Here is an 18,141-nt window from a genome sequence, read left to right as displayed (position 1 = left end):
TTCAGTGCTCGGACAACTTGGTATCCGGCGTATATTCCTTGCCTTCGACATCCTTGACGACGGCCTGGCCGCACATCATCTGCCGGGTTTCCTGGTTCCAGGCATAGGTGGGCGAGCCATGGAGCTCCCAGCCCTTGTTCAAGGCGGCCGTGACCTTGTGACAGAAGGTGGCATCGTCCTGCGCGGTCAGTAAACGGTACAGTTTCAAGCTTTTATACCTTTATATTGAATGGCTTTGGCCTTGGCGGCGAGGCGCAGCGCCTGATCGAGATGAAGGCGCTCGACCATGCGGCCCTTAAGGTTGATCACCGCTTTACCCGCATTTTCGGCAAGAGCAAAGGCATCGATGATAGAACGCGCCTCAGCCAGCGCAGACGCATCGACGCCGAAACAATCATTGGCCGGGCCGATCTGTGCCGGGTGGATCAGCATCTTGCCATCGAAGCCCATGGCACGGCCCTGAGCACATTCGGCAGCAAAACCTTGCGCATCGCCAAAATCATTGAAGACCGCATCGATGATATCAAGCCCGCTGCCGCGGGCGGCAAGCAGAATCTGCATCAGCCACGGCACAAGATAGGGTCGGCCCGGCGCATCCGGCACGCCGGCTTCCTTGCGCAAGTCATTCGCACCCGGCACGAAACAATCGAGCCTGCCGCCACGAGTACGGCCGGTTTCGGCGATGGCCGCAGCATTGAGCACGCCACGCGGTGTCTCGATCATCGCCCACAGGCGCAACGTATCCGGCGCATCTCTCTCGGACAGGAAATCGACAACCGCTTGGATATCCTGGGGGCTTTCGACCTTGGGGAGCAGTAGCGCGTCGATATTGCAGGATACGAGCGCTGCGAGATCCTTTTCACCAAAACCGGACGACAGGCTGTTGATACGGACGATGACTTCGAGATTCGGCCGATGGCGAGCTGACAGATGGGCTGCGAGCGCCTCGCGTGCCGGCGCCTTGCCATCCGGAGAAACAGCATCCTCAAGATCGTAGATGACCGCGTCGCATTCCAGCACAGCGACCTTGGTAATCGCCCTGGCATTGTCGGCCGGGACACAAAGGACCGAGCGACGAAGACGGACGGGATGGCGATAGGAAGAGGCTGTCATCGGCGCAGTCTTGCCCGGCTTTCGCCTTTTTCGCAAGGCAGGTTGCGTGTCTGACGATGGACATGCCGCCGCATCCCTTGCGGAAGAGCCGCCTCTTGCAAACTGCAAGCGACAGGGCCACATCTGAAGCAACGAAAGGTGACCATGATCATGCAAAGCATTCGAACTCTCCTCCTGACCGTCGCGGGCATCGCGTTCACGCTGATGGCCTTCGTGTTCACGGCTTCGCTCGGGCTGGCCTTGGCCGGCATCGTCTCGGTGCTGATGATCGGCTCGGCGATCTCGGCACGGCTTTCGCCCAAGCCGGTGCGCGCCCGAGCCAATCGCGATGCCCCACGCCCGGCGCGCGAACCGCGCATCTGGAACGACGGCCGCGGCACGATCATCGACCTGTAATCGACATCGCCAACCGGGCGCCGCAGATTTTCCTTCATTTTCACGTTAAATTGCTCTAGATGCTGGGCGCAATTCCTGCCGTTCCGTTGAAATCGAAGGCTTTCAGTCATGGACAAGTTCGTCAAGCTCACCGGCGTCGCTGCGCCGCTCCCCGTCGTCAACATCGACACGGACATGATCATTCCGAAGGATTACCTGAAGACGATCAAGCGCACCGGTCTCGGCACCGGCCTTTTCGCCGAGGCGCGCTACCATGAAGACGGCTCGGTAAACGAGGATTTCGTGCTGAACAAGCCGGCCTACCAGAACGCCAAGATTCTGGTGGCGGGCGACAATTTCGGCTGCGGCTCCTCGCGCGAACATGCTCCCTGGGCGTTGCTCGACTTCGGCATCCGCTGCGTCATTTCGACCTCGTTTGCCGACATCTTCTACAACAACTGTTTCAAGAACGGCATTCTGCCGGTCGTCGTTTCCCCGGAAGACCTGGAAAAGTTGATGGACGACGCCTCGCGCGGCTCCAACGCCGTTCTGACGGTTGATCTCGAATCCTGCGAGATCACAGGCCCCGATGGCGGCAAGATCAGCTTCGAGCTCGATGCCTTCCGCCGTCACTGCATGCTGAACGGCCTCGACGATATCGGCCTGACGCTCGAAAAGGCGGCCGCCATCGACAGTTTCGAGAAGGCCAACGCCGTTTCCCATCCCTGGGCGTAAGCCAAAGGCAGCCCGGACTATGGCAAGCCCACGCACGCTGATCTCTTCCGGCTCGCCGTTCGAAAGCACGGCGGGTTATTCGCGGGTGGTGGTGCAGGGCGACTGGTGTTTCGTGTCCGGCACGACCGGCTACGACTACACCACGATGATCATGCCGGAAACCGTGGAAGAACAGACGCGCAACTGCCTGAAAACCATAGAAGGCGCCTTGCAGGAGGCGGGATTTTCGCTTTCAGATATCGTCCGTAATCACTATTATATCACCGACGCCGCCTTTGCCGACAGGGTTTTTCCGATCCTCGGCGAAGACTTCGGCACGATCCGGCCGGCGGCGACCATGGTCGTCTGCAGCCTCATCCGCCCGGAAATGCTGATCGAGATCGAAGTCACAGCCTTCAGGGGCTGATTCCGATGAAGGAACAGGCTGTCCCCCGTGCAAGCCTACGAAACAGCCGAAACCCGGTCGCAGGGGCGACCGGGCTCTGGGGAGGTCAGTTCGTTGTTGTATGGGCTCAGTAGCCGTAGCCGTAGTTGATGACGACCTTGGCCTTGTAGTGCTTCTTGTAGCCGTAAGGCTTGTAGCTGTGGCTCTTGTAGCCGTACTGCTTGTGGCCATAGCTCTTCTTGTAACCGTAGGACTTGTGGCCGTAGCTCTTGGAATAACCGTAGCTCTTGTAGCCATAACCACCGGCCTGCGAGGGAGCGGCGAAAGAGACGGCAGCGACTGCGGCGACGATGGCGGAGATGATGAACTTGCGCATGGTGTAAATCCTTTGATCCGGGTTGCGGATGAGTTCGTCTCATCCAGTGACCCGACAATGCCATGGCGTTCAGGATCGTGCTGTTTCGCATGGAACAGGACCTCCGAAATCACAGGAACGCTTGTAATACCGGGTGCGATTCTTTGCCAAACGCATTTTACTTGGGGGAAAGTTGCGTTAAGAACGCGCCGACACCTGACAGCCCGAACTCAAAGGAATGCCCCATGACAGTGCGCAATCTTTTCCTCCTGCCCGGCGATGGCATTGGCCCGGAAGCCATGGCGGAAGTCCGTAAAATCATCGCCTATATGAACGCCGAGATGGCGGGCGGCTTTACCACGGACGAAGGCCTGGTTGGCGGATCGGCCTATGACGCGCATGGGGCAGCGATTTCCGACGCCGACATGGCAAAGGCAATGGCAGCGGACGCCGTTCTCTTCGGCGCCGTCGGCGGCCCGAAATGGGATGACGTGCCTTACGAGGTGCGCCCGGAAGCCGGCTTGCTGCGCCTGCGCAAGGACATGGAACTGTTTGCCAACCTGCGCCCGGCGATCTGCTACCCGGCCCTGTCCGACGCTTCCTCGCTGAAGCCGGAACTGGTTGAAGGCCTCGACATCCTGATCGTGCGCGAACTGACCGGCGGCGTCTATTTCGGCGAGCCGAAGGAAATCATCGACCTCGGCAACGGCCAGAAGCGCGGCATCGATACGCAGGTCTACGATACCTACGAAATCGAGCGCATCGCCGGGGTCGCCTTCGAACTGGCCCGAACGCGCGGCAACCGCGTCTGCTCCATGGAAAAGCGTAACGTCATGAAGTCGGGCGTTTTGTGGAACCAGGTGGTGACGGCGACGCACAAGGCGAAGTATTCTGATGTCGCGCTCGACCACATGCTCGCCGATGCCGGCGGCATGCAGCTCGTTCGCGCGCCAAAGCAGTTCGACGTGATCGTCACCGACAACCTGTTCGGCGACATGCTGTCTGATGTCGCGGCGATGCTCACGGGTTCGCTCGGCATGCTGCCATCCGCTTCGCTCGGCGCGCCGGATGCCAAGACCGGCAAGCGCAAGGCACTTTACGAGCCCGTACACGGTTCAGCCCCGGACATCGCCGGCAAGGGCATCGCCAACCCGATCGCCATGATTGCCTCGTTCGCCATGTGCCTGCGTTACTCGTTCAACCTCGTCAAGGAAGCCGACACGCTGGAAAAGGCGATCGCCAACGTGCTCGACAAGGGCATTCGCACCGGCGACATTATGGCCGAGGGTGCACGACAGGTCGGCACCGTTGAGATGGGCGACGCGATTCTTGCAGAATTCAAGGCTTTGTCGGCTTAGAGTCATCCCACACCTGCCCTACTTCGTGAAAACGGCACCTCCATCGAAAGATTCAGGTGCCGTTTTGCTTGGCGAGGTTGAATAGTTGCGATAGGACCACAGGTTTCGAAAAGGCGCTGTTCCAAGCTCCCTCGTTTCAGCGCACGTGACGGAAACTCAACCATCAGCCTCAGGGAAGAGCCTTTTGCTCGCTTCACTCAGTGTACATGATCCGCACCACGGGCGAGAGGATGGGAGAACAAGCCTTCGTAATCGCAGACAAGCAGGATTTTCATGAGCCGACCCTTCTCCTCCTCTTTGTGGCTGCTGCTCGCCACCATGCTTCTCGTGGCTGCACTTCTGCCCTTCGATGGCACCCTGTCGCAGCGGGCCCAGGCGCTGCCTGAAGGGATCGTTGCGTTCAACACCCGCATCACCGATTTCGGCACCTTCGCATGGATGATCTATGGGTCCGGCTCGATCGTCATCATCGCCTATATCGCCAGCCGGGTCGCCAGCAGCGACAGTTTCTCGTCGAAGTCGAAAACGGCGTGGCGGCTGGCGCTGTATTTCCTGGTGACGATCGGCAGCGCCAGCACGCTGGTGCATCTGGCCAAGCTGATCTTCGGGCGGGCACGCCCGGAGCTGTTTGCGGATTACGGCGCGCATAGCCTCACCTGGTTCGCCGGACATGAATGGGTGTATCAGAGCTTTCCGTCGGGCCATTCGGCTGCTGTCGGCTCCTTCTTCAGTGCCTTTTCCATGCTGGTGCCGCGTCTGCGTATCCTGTTCCTGCTGGGCGCCCTGACGATCGGGGTCACACGGGTTGTCGTCGGAGCGCATTACCCAAGCGATGTGGCCGCCGGGCTGCTGCTGGGCCTGTGGGCGGCGATCATGGCCGCTTTTGTCTTTGCCGCGCGCAACTGGCTCTTCCGACACGATGAAAAAGGCTGGCCGCGGCCAAAATCCTGAAACACAACGAAGAAGGCGCTTTATGATGCTTTCGTTCGCTTGCCCGCGCCCGGTCTTTATGGAACCATGGCGCCACTGCAAACGGAGGATCTAAAATGTTGGAAACACTTGTCTCTCAGCTCACAGATCCGTTTCGCATAGGCTTGATTCTGTTCCTGTTCCTGACCGCCTTGCGGACACGCGCAGCGATGGGCCTGGCAATGCCCCTGGGTCTCGGCGTCGTTTTCGTGGCAATCCTGTTACCGCTGACGACGGGGGCAAATACCGTGACGGACAACGGAGCAAGGCTCACCATGATGGCCTGGGGAATCGTCTCGAATGCCATTATTCTTGGCTGCTTCGTCTCGGCATGGGCGGTTTGGACGAAGGTACGTCAATAGGACATCGTTCTCCTGAGACAACCGATTGGCTGCAAGAACGGCTTTTACCTGGATGCGAATGCGCAACAATGCGCCGCCACTGTTTCACCTGACACATAAAAACGCCGCCACGGCTAAAACCGCGGCGGCGTTTCCTTAAATTGCTGTTGGCTGTAAAGCATTCAAAATAGCAGGCTGGCCCGGAGACCAGCCTGTGCGACATTACTTCGCGTCGTTCGCGAAGATGTCCTTCTTGTGTGTATTGCCCGGCACAAAGATGACCCCGATGACGACCGTGGCTGCGGCAATAATGATCGGATACCACAGACCACCATAGACGTTGCCGGTCTGCGCCGAGATGGCGAAGGCCGTTGCAGGCATCAGGCCGCCGAACCAGCCGTTGCCGATATGGTAAGGCAGCGACAGGCCTGAGTAGCGGATGCGGGTCGGGAACAGTTCGACCAGCATGGCCGCGATCGGGCCATAGACCATCGTCACAAGCAGAATCAGATAGGTCAGGATCAGGACGATCGTGATCTTCTGGCCGGTGAAGATATCGAAGAAGTGCGCAGCCCTGGCTACGGTCGTGTTCGCATCTGCCGAGATCGGATAACCCGCCGCCGTCAGCGCATCGTTTACGCCCTTGGTGAAGGCAGCCGTGGTGTTCTTCAGATCGTCACCGGTGAGCGTAGCCGAATCATAGGCAGTGATAACCGTTTCGCCGACCTTGACCTGGGCAACGGTTGCCGCAGGATCTTCGACTGTCTCATAGTTCACCGACGTGCGGGCAAGCGTCGCTTTCGCGATATCGCAGGACGAGGTGAACTTTGCCGTTCCGGTCGGGTTGAACTGGAACGAGCAGTCTTCCGGCGATGCGGTAACGGTGACCGGAGTCTGGTGCGCCGCATAGAGTGCCGGGTTGGCTGTCTGAGTCAGCAGCGGGAAGACGAAGTTGTAGGTGAGTGCTGCGATCAGGCAACCTGCGAGAATGATCGGCTTGCGGCCGATCCGGTCCGAAAGCGCGCCGAAGAAGAGGAAGCCGCCGGTACCGAGGATCAACGACCAAGCCACCAGAACGTTGGCGGTGAAGCTATCGATCTTGATCACGTTCTGCATGAAGAACAGAGCGTAGAACTGGCCCGAATACCAGACAACGGCCTGACCGGCGACGAGGCCGAACAAAGCGATCAGAGCGATCTTGCCATTCCTCCAGGTCCCAAATGCTTCACGCAACGGCGCCTTGGAAGCCGCACCCTCTTCCTTCATCTTCTTGAAGGCCGGAGATTCGTTCATCTGCAGGCGGATGTAAAGCGAGATAGCCAGCAGGCCGATTGAAGCGAGGAATGGAATGCGCCAGCCCCAGAGATCGAAGGCCTTGATCATCTTTTCCGTGCCGTCGGGGTTCATCACCACGGCACCGGCCGCATCAAGCACCGCCGTCGGCGCCCAGTTGCCATTAACGTAGCCTTGCACCGACAGGATCACGACGAGCGAGAGAAGCAGGCCCAACGTCGCCGTGGTCTGGATGAAGGCGGTAAAATAGCCACGCTGGTTGGCAGGGGCATGTTCTGCCACATAGACTGCAGCACCACCGTATTCGCCGCCGAGCGCCAGACCCTGCAACATGCGCAGGATGATCAGGATGATCGGCGCCGCGACGCCCCAGCTGCTGTATGAGGGAAGCAGACCGACGAGAAAGGTCGAGAGACCCATGATTAGAATGGTCATCAGGAAGGTGTATTTGCGGCCGACAATGTCACCAAGGGCGCCGAAAACCAGCGCGCCGAACGGACGCACGATGAAGCCTGCCGCAAATGCCAGAAGTGCAAAGACGTTGCGGGTAGCCTCGGGAAAAGCGGTGAAAAACTGTGCGCCGATGATCGCGGCGAGCGAACCGTACAGATAAAAGTCGTACCACTCGAAAATGGTGCCGGCGGAAGAGGCCATGATGACCTTCCGCTCCTCTCCCGTCATGGGGCGCGAGCGATCCCCCGCATTGACTTCAGCTATTGCCATTTATGCCTCCTCCTTGTTCGCCGACCTTGCGATCGGCCCCATAAGCGCCATTGACGGTAAAAACCGTTCCCCAAGGGCACATTTTCCTCCACGTAGACTGGGCAGACTAGTTTACGTGCGCGGCATGCCAAGCCCACGATTGGTCGTAAGACCAAAGTCTTATGAGAATGGCGCAGTGACGATCCGCCGCGCAACGGGACCGGCAGGCTCTTCGCGATGGCGACAAAGCCTTCGGAAGTTGAGCTTTTGTAGTATGGACTTGATGTAGAACCATACCAGCAGCACGCAAGACGGCTCATACGGTCATCCCGTCTTGACTCTATGCCAGAAACGCGTAAGAGCAGCAGCGGAAAAGGGACACGCAATGCACCGGATTGGTTTGACCATCGCTGCGCTGATCGCCCCGGCTTTTGTTGCCGGGCGGGTTCGCTATTTCCAGGATTTTTCCAAAACAACGGCCAAAACGACGACGAAAACCGTCTGACGTCTCTGGTCCGCCGCTCTCTCCCCGGTATGGCCGGGGACACGAAGCCCGCGCCTTTGGCCAGCGGGTTTCCCCCAAAGCCCAGCGGAGAGATGAAGAAAGAGAGCAAGACAATGGGTTTCAAGATTGCCGTTGCAGGCGCGACCGGGAATGTCGGACGCGAAATGCTGAATATCCTCGAGGAACGCGGCTTCCCGGTCGATGAGGTCGTGGCGCTGGCGTCTGCTCGCAGCCAGGGCACAGAAGTGTCCTTCGGCGACAAGACGCTGAAGGTCAAGAACCTAGAGAACTACGATTTTTCCGATACCGACATCTGCCTGATGTCGGCAGGCGGCGCCGTCTCGCTCAAGTGGTCGCCGAAGATCGCCGCCCAAGGCTGCGTCGTTATCGACAACTCGTCGGCCTGGCGTTACGATCAGGACGTGCCGCTGATCGTTCCGGAAGTAAACCCGGATGCAATCGCGATGTTCACCCGCCGCAACATCATCGCCAATCCGAATTGCTCGACCGCGCAGCTCGTGGTCGCCCTCAAGCCACTGCATGATTTCGCCAAGATCAAGCGCGTCGTCGTCTCGACCTACCAGTCGGTTTCCGGCGCCGGCAAGGACGGCATGGACGAACTCTTCAACCAGACCCGCGCCGTTTTCGTCGCTGATCCGATGGAATCGAAGAAGTTCACCAAGCGTATCGCCTTCAACGTCATTCCGCACATCGATAGCTTCATGGAAGATGGCTATACGAAGGAAGAATGGAAGGTTCTGGCCGAAACCAAGAAGATGCTCGACCCAAAAATCAAGGTGACCTGCACGGCCGTGCGCGTTCCGGTTTTCATCGGCCATTCGGAATCGGTCAACATCGAGTTCGAAAACGAAATCAGTGCCGATCAGGCCCGTGACATCCTGCGCGAAGCGCCGGGCTGCCTCGTCGTCGACAAGCATGAAAACGGCGGCTACATGACGCCTTACGAATGCGCTGGCGAAGATGCGACCTATATCTCGCGCATCCGCGAGGATGCCACCGTCGAGAACGGCCTGAACATCTGGGTGGTTTCCGACAACCTGCGCAAGGGTGCTGCCCTCAATGCCATTCAGATTGCCGAGCTTCTCGTCAGTCGCGGCCTGATCACGGCAAAGAAAAAGGCCGCCTGATCAGACTTTTTAAAGTTTTAACCAATAAAAGCCTCGCATGTTTCGTTTACGAACTGCGGGGCTTGCTGATTTTCAGAGCAATTGACACGACTGACGGTATCTCGGCCGAGGATTCACGTGAAACAATGTGAATATCTGCGCCACCGGCAGTATCGTGACAGTCGCTGAAAAGACTGGCATCCTGCAATACTCTTTCAGATTCTGGCGATCACGAGGTTTTTCAATGCACAAGGCAAAGTGCGCACTGGCAGGTTTCACGGCAATTCTGGCGTCGATCGCCCTGCCTTCCATGGCAAGCGCCGCGCAATGCGGCAACAATGCAAGCGGCTTTGATGCCTGGGTTCAGGAGTTCAAGCAGGAGGCTGCCGGCAACGGCATCAATCCTTCGGTGCTCGACAAGGCCTTTGCCAACGTCTCCTATGCGAAGGCCACCATCCGCGCCGACCGCGGCCAGAAAAGCTTCAAGCTTTCGCTCAGCCAGTTCATGCAGAAGCGTGGCGGCGCGGCGATCATTTCGCGCGGCAAGAAGATGAAGGCGCAGAACGCTGCTCTGCTTAGCAAGATCGAAAGCCGCTACGGCGTTCCGGCCGGTCCACTTCTGGCGATCTGGGGCATGGAAACCGGCTTCGGCGGATTCCTGGGCAAGGAACACACGCTGTCGGCCGTGGCGACGCTGGCCTATGACTGCCGCCGCTCCGCCTTTTTCACCGACCAGCTTTACGCCGCACTGAAGCTGGTGCAGCGCGGCGACCTGTCGCCGAGCGCACGCGGTGCTGCCCATGGCGAAATCGGCCAGACGCAGTTTCTTCCCGCCAACGTCCTGAAATATGGCGTCGATGGCGACGGCAACGGCCATGTCGACATGGTTCGTTCCAAGGCGGATGCACTGGCCTCGACGGCCAACTTCCTACGCGGTCACGGCTGGAGTGCCGGCGGCGGTTATCAGCAGGGGCAGGGCAATTTCGGCGCCATCCAGGGCTGGAATGCCGCCAGCGTCTATCAGCAAGCTATTGCCATCATCGGCGCAGAGATCGACGGCGGCTGAACCGACAAGGGCTCATCCGCATGACAAGACCACAGTCTTCGGCGGGAGGCATCGCTATCGCGTTTCTCGCCTATGCCGTCTACGCCTTCAGCGACGCATCGATCAAAGCCTTGAACGATGCGTTGCCGCCCTATGAGATCGCCTTCATCGGCGCCGTGCTCGGCTTTGCCGCCGTGCCGTTCCTGAAGACCACCGACGACAGCTGGGCGGACCTCGTCCGGACCTCCAACCGCGGCCTCTGGCTGCTGCGGTTTGCCGCCGGCGCCATTGGCTCCATCGCCTCGATCATCGCCTTTACCAAGCTGCCGATGGCCGAAGCCTTTTCGCTTCTCTTCCTGCTGCCGTCCTTCGTCACCATCCTCTCGGTCATCTTTCTCAAGGAAGACGTGCGCTGGCAGCGCTGGGCCGCCGTTATCCTTGGTTTCATCGGCGTGCTCATCGTGTTGCGGCCCGGCTTCCGGGAACTGTCGATCGGTCACCTGGCGGCGGCCACGGGAGGGGTTGCAGGCGCAATCGCGATCGTCATCGTGCGCGCCATGGGGCCAGGCGAAAAACGCCTGTCGCTCTATGGATCAATCCTGCTCGGGACACTGATCGTCAGCGGAGCATTGATGCTCTCGGATTTCAAGCTGCCAACACCGACGGAATGGCTGTTCCTGTCCAGCTACGGCCTGCTCGGTGCGCTTGGAAATATACTGTTGATGAATGCCGCGCGGCTGGTGCCGGCCAATCTCGTCGCACCGCCACAATACAGCCAGATGATCTGGGCGATCCTCTTCGGCTATCTCTTTTTCGACGATATGATCGATTTACCGATGGCGGCCGGCATCGCGCTGATCATCCTGTCCGGACTGCTGACGCTGGCGCGCGAACGCAAGCGCGGCACGCCTCTGCCGACACCGGTTGTTTCGGCAGACAGCCAGGCTTCGCTTGCAACGGCACCGGAAGCATCCGATCAAAAGCCACCGCTGGGAAGCGGATAGGGCAAGGCGGCGCTCAGGCCGCCTTTGCATTGCTTACATGCCCGGTCGCAGGAAATCACCGGTGGCCGCATCCATGACCCAGAGTTCACCGGTCGAGATATCAAACCAGGCCCCATGAAGCCGGAGTTTGCCGCGGCCTTCCAGAATGCTGACGCAGGGGAATGTCCGCAAATTGGCGATCGAATTGCGGATCGAGACGCGTTCCAGTGCACGCTGGCGCTCGGCGGCAGTGAGGATACTGTTGCTGTGGATCTGCTCGGCGGCGGGCTTGAGCAGGTTCATCCATTTCCCAATGAAATCGCCCGGAGACAGCGGCTCGGAATCGAGATCGAGCGCTGCCTTGATACCACCACAGCGGCCATGGCCCATGACCACGATATCGCTGACGCGCAGGGACTGAACGGCGAATTCGAGCGCCGCAGAGGTCGAGTGATACTGCCCGTCGGGCTCATAGGGCGGCATCATATTGGCAACGTTCCGCACGACAAAAAGCTCGCCGGGGCCGCTGTCGAAAATCGTTTCCGGCGCAGCACGCGAGTCGCAACAGGCAATAATCAGCGTCTTCGGCTTCTGTCCCGCTTCCGCAAGCACCTTGTAGCGCTGCTGCTGTTCGCTGAAGCGCCCGCTCATGAAATTACGATAGCCGTTGAGCAAATGATCCGGAAAACTCATGTTTCTCGATTACCCCGCATGTTGAGGACGGGCGATCTGTGCACCCGCTCCTGTCTACCGCCTTTTACATTGCAGTGCATCCAAATTAAAAGCCTGCCCTATCACCAACAAGGCAGCTCAAAATGCGATGCGCTTACCTGCGCCGAATCTGCCCCGGGTGCATCAAACGCCGCATCTGTACCATCGCCATCGGCGTCGACAGGCTGGACACGTCCTGCTCGAGCGTCAATTCATCCGCACCGCGGCGCGCTGTGCGGGCAATCACCTCGAATACGCTGGCCGTCGCCATCTGCAAGGCCCGCTCATCGTTCAGACCTTCCAGAATCCGGGCAAGGAACACCGCAGCCAGCAAATCACCCGTGCCGTTCGGAGGATTTTCGATCAGCCTGTGTTCGGCAAGCAAGGCGTGGTTTCCGGTCAGATAGAGATTTCCGGTTCCGCCGGCCATCATCGCAATCGCAGAGGTGACCAGCATCCGCGAGGGACCAAGCGACAGCGCCGCTTCCAGTATCGCGGTGTTGGTTTCCAGGGCCGCTCCCCCGCATAACCAAGCGAGCTCGAACCGGTTGGGCGTGGCCAGATTTGCGAGCGGCAGCAGTCGATCCCGGATAGCGACAGCGGTCGCTTCCGGCACATAGAGGCCGCCGGCATCACCAATCACCGGATCACAGGCGTAGAAAACCTCGGCATTCCTTTGCTTCAGCGCCTCGACCAGCCGGGCAACACCCTCTACCTGATGTGGTGCTCCGAGATAACCTGACAGCACAGCTCGAACCTCGCCAATCCACGGCGAGGCGATGAGGTCATCGATCATACAGGAGAAATCATCCGCGCCGATGGTGACCCGCGTCGAAAGGCCATGGCCGGGATGCCAGGGAAGAATGACCGTCGGCAACGCCCAGACGGGATAGCCAAGGCTTTCCAGCGCAAATACCGCTGCACGATTTCCAACTGTACCCCGGACGACGTGACTAGAAATGACAATGATTGCGCCGGCTTCGGTCTCGGGCATGGACAGTTTCCATTCTTTGCACGTCCACCTGATCACCCGACATTCATGTTCCTGTCAACTATCGCTGTAAAAAGCATCTGATGATAACCTTGGAACCGGTGCAATTTCAATCTTGAAGCGAAATTCGATTTTTGCACGGATATGCAGAAAATGGACGAAACCATTGTAAAGTGAGCCGCAGACCGTCGGAAAATTGCTGGAATCAAAGACAAAAACCATCGCCAAGCATCAATCTTCTGATAGGTTCGGCCAAATCATGATTGCGGGGAGAGACTGTCATGGGCGCCAAATACAATCCAAAACGGGACAAGCATTTTGAAGCGGTGAAAGCGGCCGCGAAAACCTTGGGCAAGGAAATTCTTGCGCCGGAAATCCTGTTCCGCAGGGCGAGCAGCGACGACATCGACGTGTATACACCGGAAATGCTGGCGCTGACGGCCGCCCATGCGCATCGGGCTCTTTCGCTGCGTGGCGACGGTCAGCCGGCGATCACCGTGGAGACAGTGGAAGGAATTGCGCCCGGAGGCAATGCGGTATCCATACTTGCCGTCACGGACAGGAACATGCCGTTTCTCTATGACTCGGTTATGGGTGAAGTCACGAGCACCCATCGCGACATTCATCTCGCCATCCATCCGATCATCGTGGCGGAGGATGGAAAGCCGGCAAAGCTTTTCGATCCGGAAGAAAAAGCGACCCCGGCAACCGGCTGAGCCATATCCAGATTCACCTGTCGCAGCTTTCCGCAAGCGATGCGCAGTCGCTGACGGAACGGGTCGGCGCCGTGCTTGAGCGGGTGCATCAGGCCGTTGACGACTGGGGCCAGATGACCGTGCTGCTCGATCAGGCCATGCACGATCTGGAGAACCACGGTCCCGCCCGCAAGAAAAGCGACCGGGACGAGGCACTCGCCTTCCTCCGTTGGTTACGCGACAACAACTTCACTTTCCTCGGCATGCGTGAATACACCTATTCCGGCAAGGGCGAGACTGCTACAGTCGAGCGTGGCAGCGGTCGCGGCCTGGGTTTGCTTTCCAATCCGGACGTCCGCGTCTTGCGCCAGGGCAAGGATGCGGTGCTGACCACGCCTGAAATCCTTGCCTTTCTCGATGGTCCCGACTTTCTCATCGTCACCAAGGCCAATGTAAAATCCGTCGTCCACCGCCGCGCCTATATGGACTACATCGGCGTCAAGCGCTTCGATGCGAGCGGAAACGTCACCGGCGAATTGCGGATCGTCGGTCTCTTCACCTCCACGGCTTATACCCGGCCGGCCTCGGAAATTCCGCTGCTGCGCTTCAAGGTTGAGAAGATAGTCGATCATTTCGGCTACGATCCCCAGAGCCATTCCGGCAAGATGCTGATGAATACGCTGGAATCCTACCCCCGCGACGATCTCTTCCAGATCGATATCAACCTGCTTGCCAGCTTCTGCGAACAGATCAACGAGCTTGGCGACCGCCCCCGCATCCGGGTCCTGCCGCGCATCGATCATTTCGACCGCTTCGTCTCCGTTATCGTCTACGTGCCGCGCGAACAGTATGATTCCGAGATTCGTGAGAAGATCGGTACCTATCTGAAGACTATCTATGACGGCCGCGTCTCTGCCTATTATCCGGCTTTCCCGGAAGGCGGACTTGCCCGCGTTCACTTCATCATCGGCCGCTCGACCGGCAAAACAACCCGTATCCCCCAGGCACGGCTGGAAGAAGCCGTGCGCGATATCGTCACCCGCTGGAGTGACCGGTTCCGGCTGCTGTCGGCCCATGAAGACATCACGATCTCCGTCGGCGAAGCCTATCAGGCGGCCTTCACCCCCGCGGAAGCCTATGCCGATCTGCCAGCGATCGCCGCCTGTGTAGACAACGATCCGATCCGGATTTCCTTCTATCAGAAACGCGGCAAGCCGGCGGAAGCGCTGGAACTGAAGATTTTTCATGCCGGCGAGCCGGTCTCGCTCTCGCGCCGCGTCCCCTTGCTGGAAAACCTCGGCTTCCGCGTCATCAGCGAGCAGACCCACGACATCATCGTCACGACGCCCGCGTCCGATAGCCGGCTTGTCGTGCTGCACGACATGGAACTGATCCACCGCGACGGGCAGGTGCTCAACCTCGAAAAAGCAGGTCCACTGATCGAGGAGGCATTTCTTGCTGCCTGGAACGGAACAATCGAGGATGATGCTTTCAATCGGCTGATCCTGCTCTCCGGCCTTAACGCTCGCGAAGTGACGGTGCTGCGTGCCTATGCGCGCTATCTGCGCCAGGCCGGTATTACCTATTCTCAGGGCTATATCGCCGACACGCTGAACAAATATCCACCGATCGCTGCGGAAATCGTCAAGCTGTTCGTGGCCCGGATGGATCCCACGCTTGAAGAGAAGCCGCGAGCCAAGCGCCTTCAGGCGTTGCTCGGCGGCATCGAGGACGCGCTCGCCGCTGTCCCAAGCCTTGACGAAGACCAAATCTTGCGCCGTTACGTCAATGCCGTGCAATCGACGCTGCGGACGAATTTTTCCAGCGCAACGCCGAGGGCAACCCGCCGGCGCTGATCGCCGTCAAGCTCGACCCGAAGCAATTGGAAGCTTTGCCCGAACCGCGGCCATTCCGCGAAATCTTCCTCTATGGCACAGAGGTCGAGGGCGTACACCTGCGCTTCGGCAAGGTGGCGCGCGGCGGCCTGCGCTGGTCCGACCGTGCCCAGGATTACCGCACCGAGGTGCTCGGCCTCGTCAAGGCGCAACAGGTCAAGAACGCCGTCATCGTGCCGGTCGGCGCCAAGGGCGGCTTCTATCCGAAACAACTGCCCGTCGGTGGCACCCGCGACGAAATTTTCAAGGCGGGCACCGAGGCCTACAAGACCTATATCCGCACGCTGCTGTCGATCACCGATAACATCGTTGGCGCCGATGTCGTGCCGCCAGCCAATACGCTCAGACTCGACGGTGACGATCCATATTTCGTGGTGGCGGCCGACAAGGGCACGGCGACCTTCTCCGACACGGCCAACGGCCTGGCGCAGGAAGCCGGCTTCTGGCTGGATGATGCATTCGCTTCCGGCGGTTCCGTTGGCTATGACCACAAGAAGATGGGCATCACCGCCCGCGGCGCCTGGGAAACCGTGAAGCGGCACTTCCGCGAGATGGATATCGACATCCAGACCACACCATTCACTGTCGCTGGCGTTGGCGACATGTCGGGCGACGTCTTCGGCAACGGCATGCTGCTCTCAGAAAAGATCCGCTTGGTCGCTGCCTTCGACCATCGCGACATCTTCATTGATCCTGATCCGGATACCGACCGGTCCTTTGCTGAGCGCAAGCGCATGTTCGCGCTGCCGCGCTCCTCCTGGCAGGACTATGACCGGACAACAATGTCCAAGGGTGGGATGATCATTCCACGCTCGGAAAAATCTGTGAAGTTGACGCCGGAAGCCATGGCGGCGATCGGTATCGACAAGGGCCAGGCGACACCATTCGAAATCATGACGGCGATCCTGAGGAACCCGGTCGACCTGCTCTGGTTCGGCGGCATCGGTACCTATATCCGTGCTTCCAGCGAAACCGATGCTGAAGTCGGCGACCGCGCCAACGACCCGATCCGCATTGCGGCTGAGGAGGTGGGTGCCAAGGTGATCGGCGAGGGTGCCAATCTCGGTGTTACCCAGAAGGGCCGCATCGCCTTCGGGCTCAAGGGTGGGCGCTGCAACTCGGACGCCATCGACAATTCCGCTGGCGTCAACTCTTCCGACGTCGAGGTCAATATCAAGATTGCGCTCGCTTCCGCGATGCGCGACGACCGCCTGACGCGCGCAAAGCGCAACACGCTGCTCGCGTCCATGACCGATGAAGTCGCAGGCCTCGTGCTGCGCAACAACTACGAACAATCCCTGGCGATTTCGCTGACCGAGATGCAGGGACTGGCCAACCGCACCCCACTTGCCCGGCTGATGACGCGACTGGAAAGCGACGGTCAGCTGAACCGCAAGGTCGAGATGCTGCCCAATGACCTGGCACTCAGCGAGCGTTATCAGGCCGGCCGGCCTCTGACACGACCGGAAATCGGCGTGCTTCTCTCCTATGCCAAGCTCGTGCTGTTCGAGCAGCTGGTCCAGAGTGATCTGCCGGACGATCCTTATTTTCTAACGACGCTGCGTGGCTATTTTCCCCAGAAAATGCACAAGGCGCACGCCCAGGATATCGACGGCCACCGGCTGCGGCGCGAGATCATCGGGACAATTTTGACCAACGACACGATCAACCGCGGCGGCCCGGCCTTCGTCAGCACACTCATCGACCAGACGGGCTTCATGCCGGCAGATGTCGTCAAGGCTGCGGTTCTCGCCCGCGATGGCTATGATCTGAAGCGAATCCAGGCCGACATCGATGCTTTGGATACGGTTCTAAGCGGTACTGTGCAGAACGAGCTTTACCAGGAAGTGGCGCGCATTTTCGCGATCGTCACCGAGCGCGCATTGCGCACACAGGCGACAGCGGGACCACTTGCCGAGGCCGTCGAAAAGCTGCGGCAGGCGATCCAGAAGCTTAAGCCCGGCGTGAACACTGCCATTCCGGAAGACGCTGCCGCCGAAGTCGCGAAGAAGGCCGCCTATTACATCGACAAAGGCGTGCCGCAATCCCAGGCAGAGGAGATCGCCAATCTCTTCCTGATGACGCAGGTCCCGGAAATCATGCAGATTTCGGCGGAAACCGGCGTCACGCTTGCCCGCACTGCACTCAGTTATTCTGGCGTTACTCAGAATCTTCGCATTGCCCGCCTGCTGGTCGCGGCCGACAGGGTCTCAGCGACGGAGCAATATGAGGCCATGGCACTGGCCCGCAGCATTGGCGACATCGCCAACGCCAGACGCGATATCACCATCGCCGCCTTGGCAGCCCAGAAGAGCGAGCGCAATCCTGTTCAAGCCTGGCGGGACAGCGATCCTGAGCGCATCGGCCGGATCAGCGACCAGCTGACGCAGCTTACCGAATCCGGCGAAACAACGCTGGCCAAGATCACCGTTGCCGCTGGCCTGCTTACCGATCTTGCGCGCAAGCCGGCAAGATGAGACAGTCCCCGAACTTCGTGGGAAACAAATAAGGCCGTTGGACTCAGCGCTCGCCGACAGCGGCGGGCGTATACGTTGAACCTTTC

The 18,141-nt window shown here is 59.4% G+C and carries 15 protein-coding genes and 1 pseudogene; 10 read left to right on the top strand and 6 right to left on the bottom strand.

What is annotated here, in order from left to right; genetic code table 11:
• Position 1: 1 nt before the first annotated feature.
• A complete protein-coding gene (locus tag P6U16_RS11820) occupies positions 2-208 on the bottom strand; it encodes a DUF1737 domain-containing protein (RefSeq protein WP_277700760.1) in 207 nt (68 codons plus the stop codon).
• Complete coding sequence (locus tag P6U16_RS11815; RefSeq protein ID WP_277700759.1) at positions 205-1,113, bottom strand: CoA ester lyase; 909 nt, start codon at positions 1,111-1,113, stop codon at positions 205-207. The genes P6U16_RS11820 and P6U16_RS11815 overlap by 4 nt, the downstream gene beginning before the upstream one ends.
• 150 nt (positions 1,114-1,263) lie before the next feature.
• Between P6U16_RS11815 and P6U16_RS11810 the strand changes: the two genes are divergently transcribed.
• From P6U16_RS11810 to P6U16_RS11800, 3 genes are all read left to right on the top strand, one after another.
• Positions 1,264-1,509, top strand: coding sequence for a hypothetical protein (locus P6U16_RS11810; RefSeq protein ID WP_277703829.1), 246 nt, complete (start codon positions 1,264-1,266; stop codon positions 1,507-1,509).
• Between the two features lie 108 nt (positions 1,510-1,617).
• On the top strand, positions 1,618-2,223 hold the full coding sequence (gene leuD / locus P6U16_RS11805) for a 3-isopropylmalate dehydratase small subunit (protein ID WP_277700758.1): 606 nt from the start codon (positions 1,618-1,620) through the stop codon (positions 2,221-2,223).
• A 19-nt stretch (positions 2,224-2,242) separates the two neighbouring features.
• The gene (locus P6U16_RS11800) at positions 2,243-2,629 is read left to right on the top strand and encodes a RidA family protein (RefSeq protein ID WP_277700757.1); all 387 of its coding nucleotides are present in this window, start codon (positions 2,243-2,245) and stop codon (positions 2,627-2,629) included.
• A 106-nt stretch (positions 2,630-2,735) separates the two neighbouring features.
• Here the strand turns inward: P6U16_RS11800 and P6U16_RS11795 are convergent, their stop codons facing one another.
• Positions 2,736-2,984, bottom strand: a complete 249-nt coding sequence (locus P6U16_RS11795; RefSeq protein WP_277700756.1) for a hypothetical protein — start codon at positions 2,982-2,984, stop codon at positions 2,736-2,738.
• Between the two features lie 224 nt (positions 2,985-3,208).
• On the opposite strand from P6U16_RS11795, the gene leuB reads away from it, so the two are divergent.
• From leuB to P6U16_RS11780, 3 genes are all read left to right on the top strand, one after another.
• Complete coding sequence (gene leuB / locus P6U16_RS11790; RefSeq protein ID WP_277700755.1) at positions 3,209-4,321, top strand: 3-isopropylmalate dehydrogenase; 1,113 nt, start codon at positions 3,209-3,211, stop codon at positions 4,319-4,321.
• 273 nt (positions 4,322-4,594) lie between these two features.
• Positions 4,595-5,272 carry a phosphatase PAP2 family protein gene (locus P6U16_RS11785; RefSeq protein WP_277700754.1) on the top strand — a complete coding sequence of 226 codons (678 nt, stop codon included), beginning with the start codon at positions 4,595-4,597 and terminating at the stop codon, positions 5,270-5,272.
• Between the two features lie 95 nt (positions 5,273-5,367).
• On the top strand, positions 5,368-5,652 hold the full coding sequence (locus tag P6U16_RS11780) for a hypothetical protein (protein ID WP_277700753.1): 285 nt from the start codon (positions 5,368-5,370) through the stop codon (positions 5,650-5,652).
• A 201-nt stretch (positions 5,653-5,853) separates the two neighbouring features.
• Here the strand turns inward: P6U16_RS11780 and P6U16_RS11775 are convergent, their stop codons facing one another.
• Entirely contained in the window at positions 5,854-7,605 is a 1,752-nt protein-coding gene (locus tag P6U16_RS11775; protein ID WP_277703828.1) for an MFS transporter, read from the bottom strand.
• A gap of 639 nt (positions 7,606-8,244) precedes the next feature.
• On the opposite strand from P6U16_RS11775, the gene P6U16_RS11770 reads away from it, so the two are divergent.
• From P6U16_RS11770 to P6U16_RS11760, 3 genes are all read left to right on the top strand, one after another.
• Entirely contained in the window at positions 8,245-9,279 is a 1,035-nt protein-coding gene (locus P6U16_RS11770) for an aspartate-semialdehyde dehydrogenase (RefSeq protein WP_277700752.1), read from the top strand.
• Positions 9,280-9,502: 223 nt separating this feature from the next.
• The gene (locus P6U16_RS11765; RefSeq protein ID WP_277700751.1) at positions 9,503-10,324 is read left to right on the top strand and encodes a lytic transglycosylase domain-containing protein; all 822 of its coding nucleotides are present in this window, start codon (positions 9,503-9,505) and stop codon (positions 10,322-10,324) included.
• Positions 10,325-10,344: 20 nt separating this feature from the next.
• Complete coding sequence (locus P6U16_RS11760) at positions 10,345-11,307, top strand: DMT family transporter (protein WP_277700750.1); 963 nt, start codon at positions 10,345-10,347, stop codon at positions 11,305-11,307.
• A 33-nt stretch (positions 11,308-11,340) separates the two neighbouring features.
• Here the strand turns inward: P6U16_RS11760 and P6U16_RS11755 are convergent, their stop codons facing one another.
• Together P6U16_RS11755 and pdxY are read right to left on the bottom strand one after the other, a co-directional pair.
• Complete coding sequence (locus tag P6U16_RS11755) at positions 11,341-11,979, bottom strand: carbonic anhydrase (protein ID WP_277700749.1); 639 nt, start codon at positions 11,977-11,979, stop codon at positions 11,341-11,343.
• A 133-nt stretch (positions 11,980-12,112) separates the two neighbouring features.
• Entirely contained in the window at positions 12,113-12,991 is an 879-nt protein-coding gene (pdxY, locus tag P6U16_RS11750; RefSeq protein WP_277700748.1) for a pyridoxal kinase PdxY, read from the bottom strand.
• Between the two features lie 278 nt (positions 12,992-13,269).
• On the opposite strand from pdxY, the pseudogene P6U16_RS11745 reads away from it, so the two are divergent.
• Positions 13,270-18,055, top strand: a pseudogene (locus tag P6U16_RS11745) (NAD-glutamate dehydrogenase).
• Positions 18,056-18,141 lie beyond the last annotated feature (86 nt).

It is taken from the genome of Rhizobium sp. 32-5/1, assembly GCF_029537235.1.
Lineage (GTDB): Bacteria > Pseudomonadota > Alphaproteobacteria > Rhizobiales > Rhizobiaceae > Pararhizobium.
Note: the sequence above shows the minus strand (reverse complement) of the source record. Positions and strands in the feature narration are given on the sequence as shown.

Excerpts from the sequence above, each read along its gene's own strand:
- leuB (WP_277700755.1), top strand. The coding sequence starts at position 3,209 with ATGACAGTGCGCAATCTTTTCCTCCTGCCCGGCGATGGCATTGGCCCG.
- P6U16_RS11800 (WP_277700757.1), top strand. The coding sequence starts at position 2,243 with ATGGCAAGCCCACGCACGCTGATCTCTTCCGGCTCGCCGTTCGAAAGC.
- P6U16_RS11765 (WP_277700751.1), top strand. The coding sequence starts at position 9,503 with ATGCACAAGGCAAAGTGCGCACTGGCAGGTTTCACGGCAATTCTGGCG.
- P6U16_RS11770 (WP_277700752.1), top strand. The coding sequence starts at position 8,245 with ATGGGTTTCAAGATTGCCGTTGCAGGCGCGACCGGGAATGTCGGACGC.
- P6U16_RS11795 (WP_277700756.1), bottom strand. The coding sequence starts at position 2,984 with ATGCGCAAGTTCATCATCTCCGCCATCGTCGCCGCAGTCGCTGCCGTC.
- P6U16_RS11810 (WP_277703829.1), top strand. The coding sequence starts at position 1,264 with ATGCAAAGCATTCGAACTCTCCTCCTGACCGTCGCGGGCATCGCGTTC.
- P6U16_RS11760 (WP_277700750.1), top strand. The coding sequence starts at position 10,345 with ATGACAAGACCACAGTCTTCGGCGGGAGGCATCGCTATCGCGTTTCTC.
- P6U16_RS11785 (WP_277700754.1), top strand. The coding sequence starts at position 4,595 with ATGAGCCGACCCTTCTCCTCCTCTTTGTGGCTGCTGCTCGCCACCATG.
- leuD (WP_277700758.1), top strand. The coding sequence starts at position 1,618 with ATGGACAAGTTCGTCAAGCTCACCGGCGTCGCTGCGCCGCTCCCCGTC.
- P6U16_RS11815 (WP_277700759.1), bottom strand. The coding sequence starts at position 1,113 with ATGACAGCCTCTTCCTATCGCCATCCCGTCCGTCTTCGTCGCTCGGTC.
- pdxY (WP_277700748.1), bottom strand. The coding sequence starts at position 12,991 with ATGCCCGAGACCGAAGCCGGCGCAATCATTGTCATTTCTAGTCACGTC.
- P6U16_RS11780 (WP_277700753.1), top strand. The coding sequence starts at position 5,368 with ATGTTGGAAACACTTGTCTCTCAGCTCACAGATCCGTTTCGCATAGGC.
- P6U16_RS11775 (WP_277703828.1), bottom strand. The coding sequence starts at position 7,605 with ATGACGGGAGAGGAGCGGAAGGTCATCATGGCCTCTTCCGCCGGCACC.
- P6U16_RS11755 (WP_277700749.1), bottom strand. The coding sequence starts at position 11,979 with ATGAGTTTTCCGGATCATTTGCTCAACGGCTATCGTAATTTCATGAGC.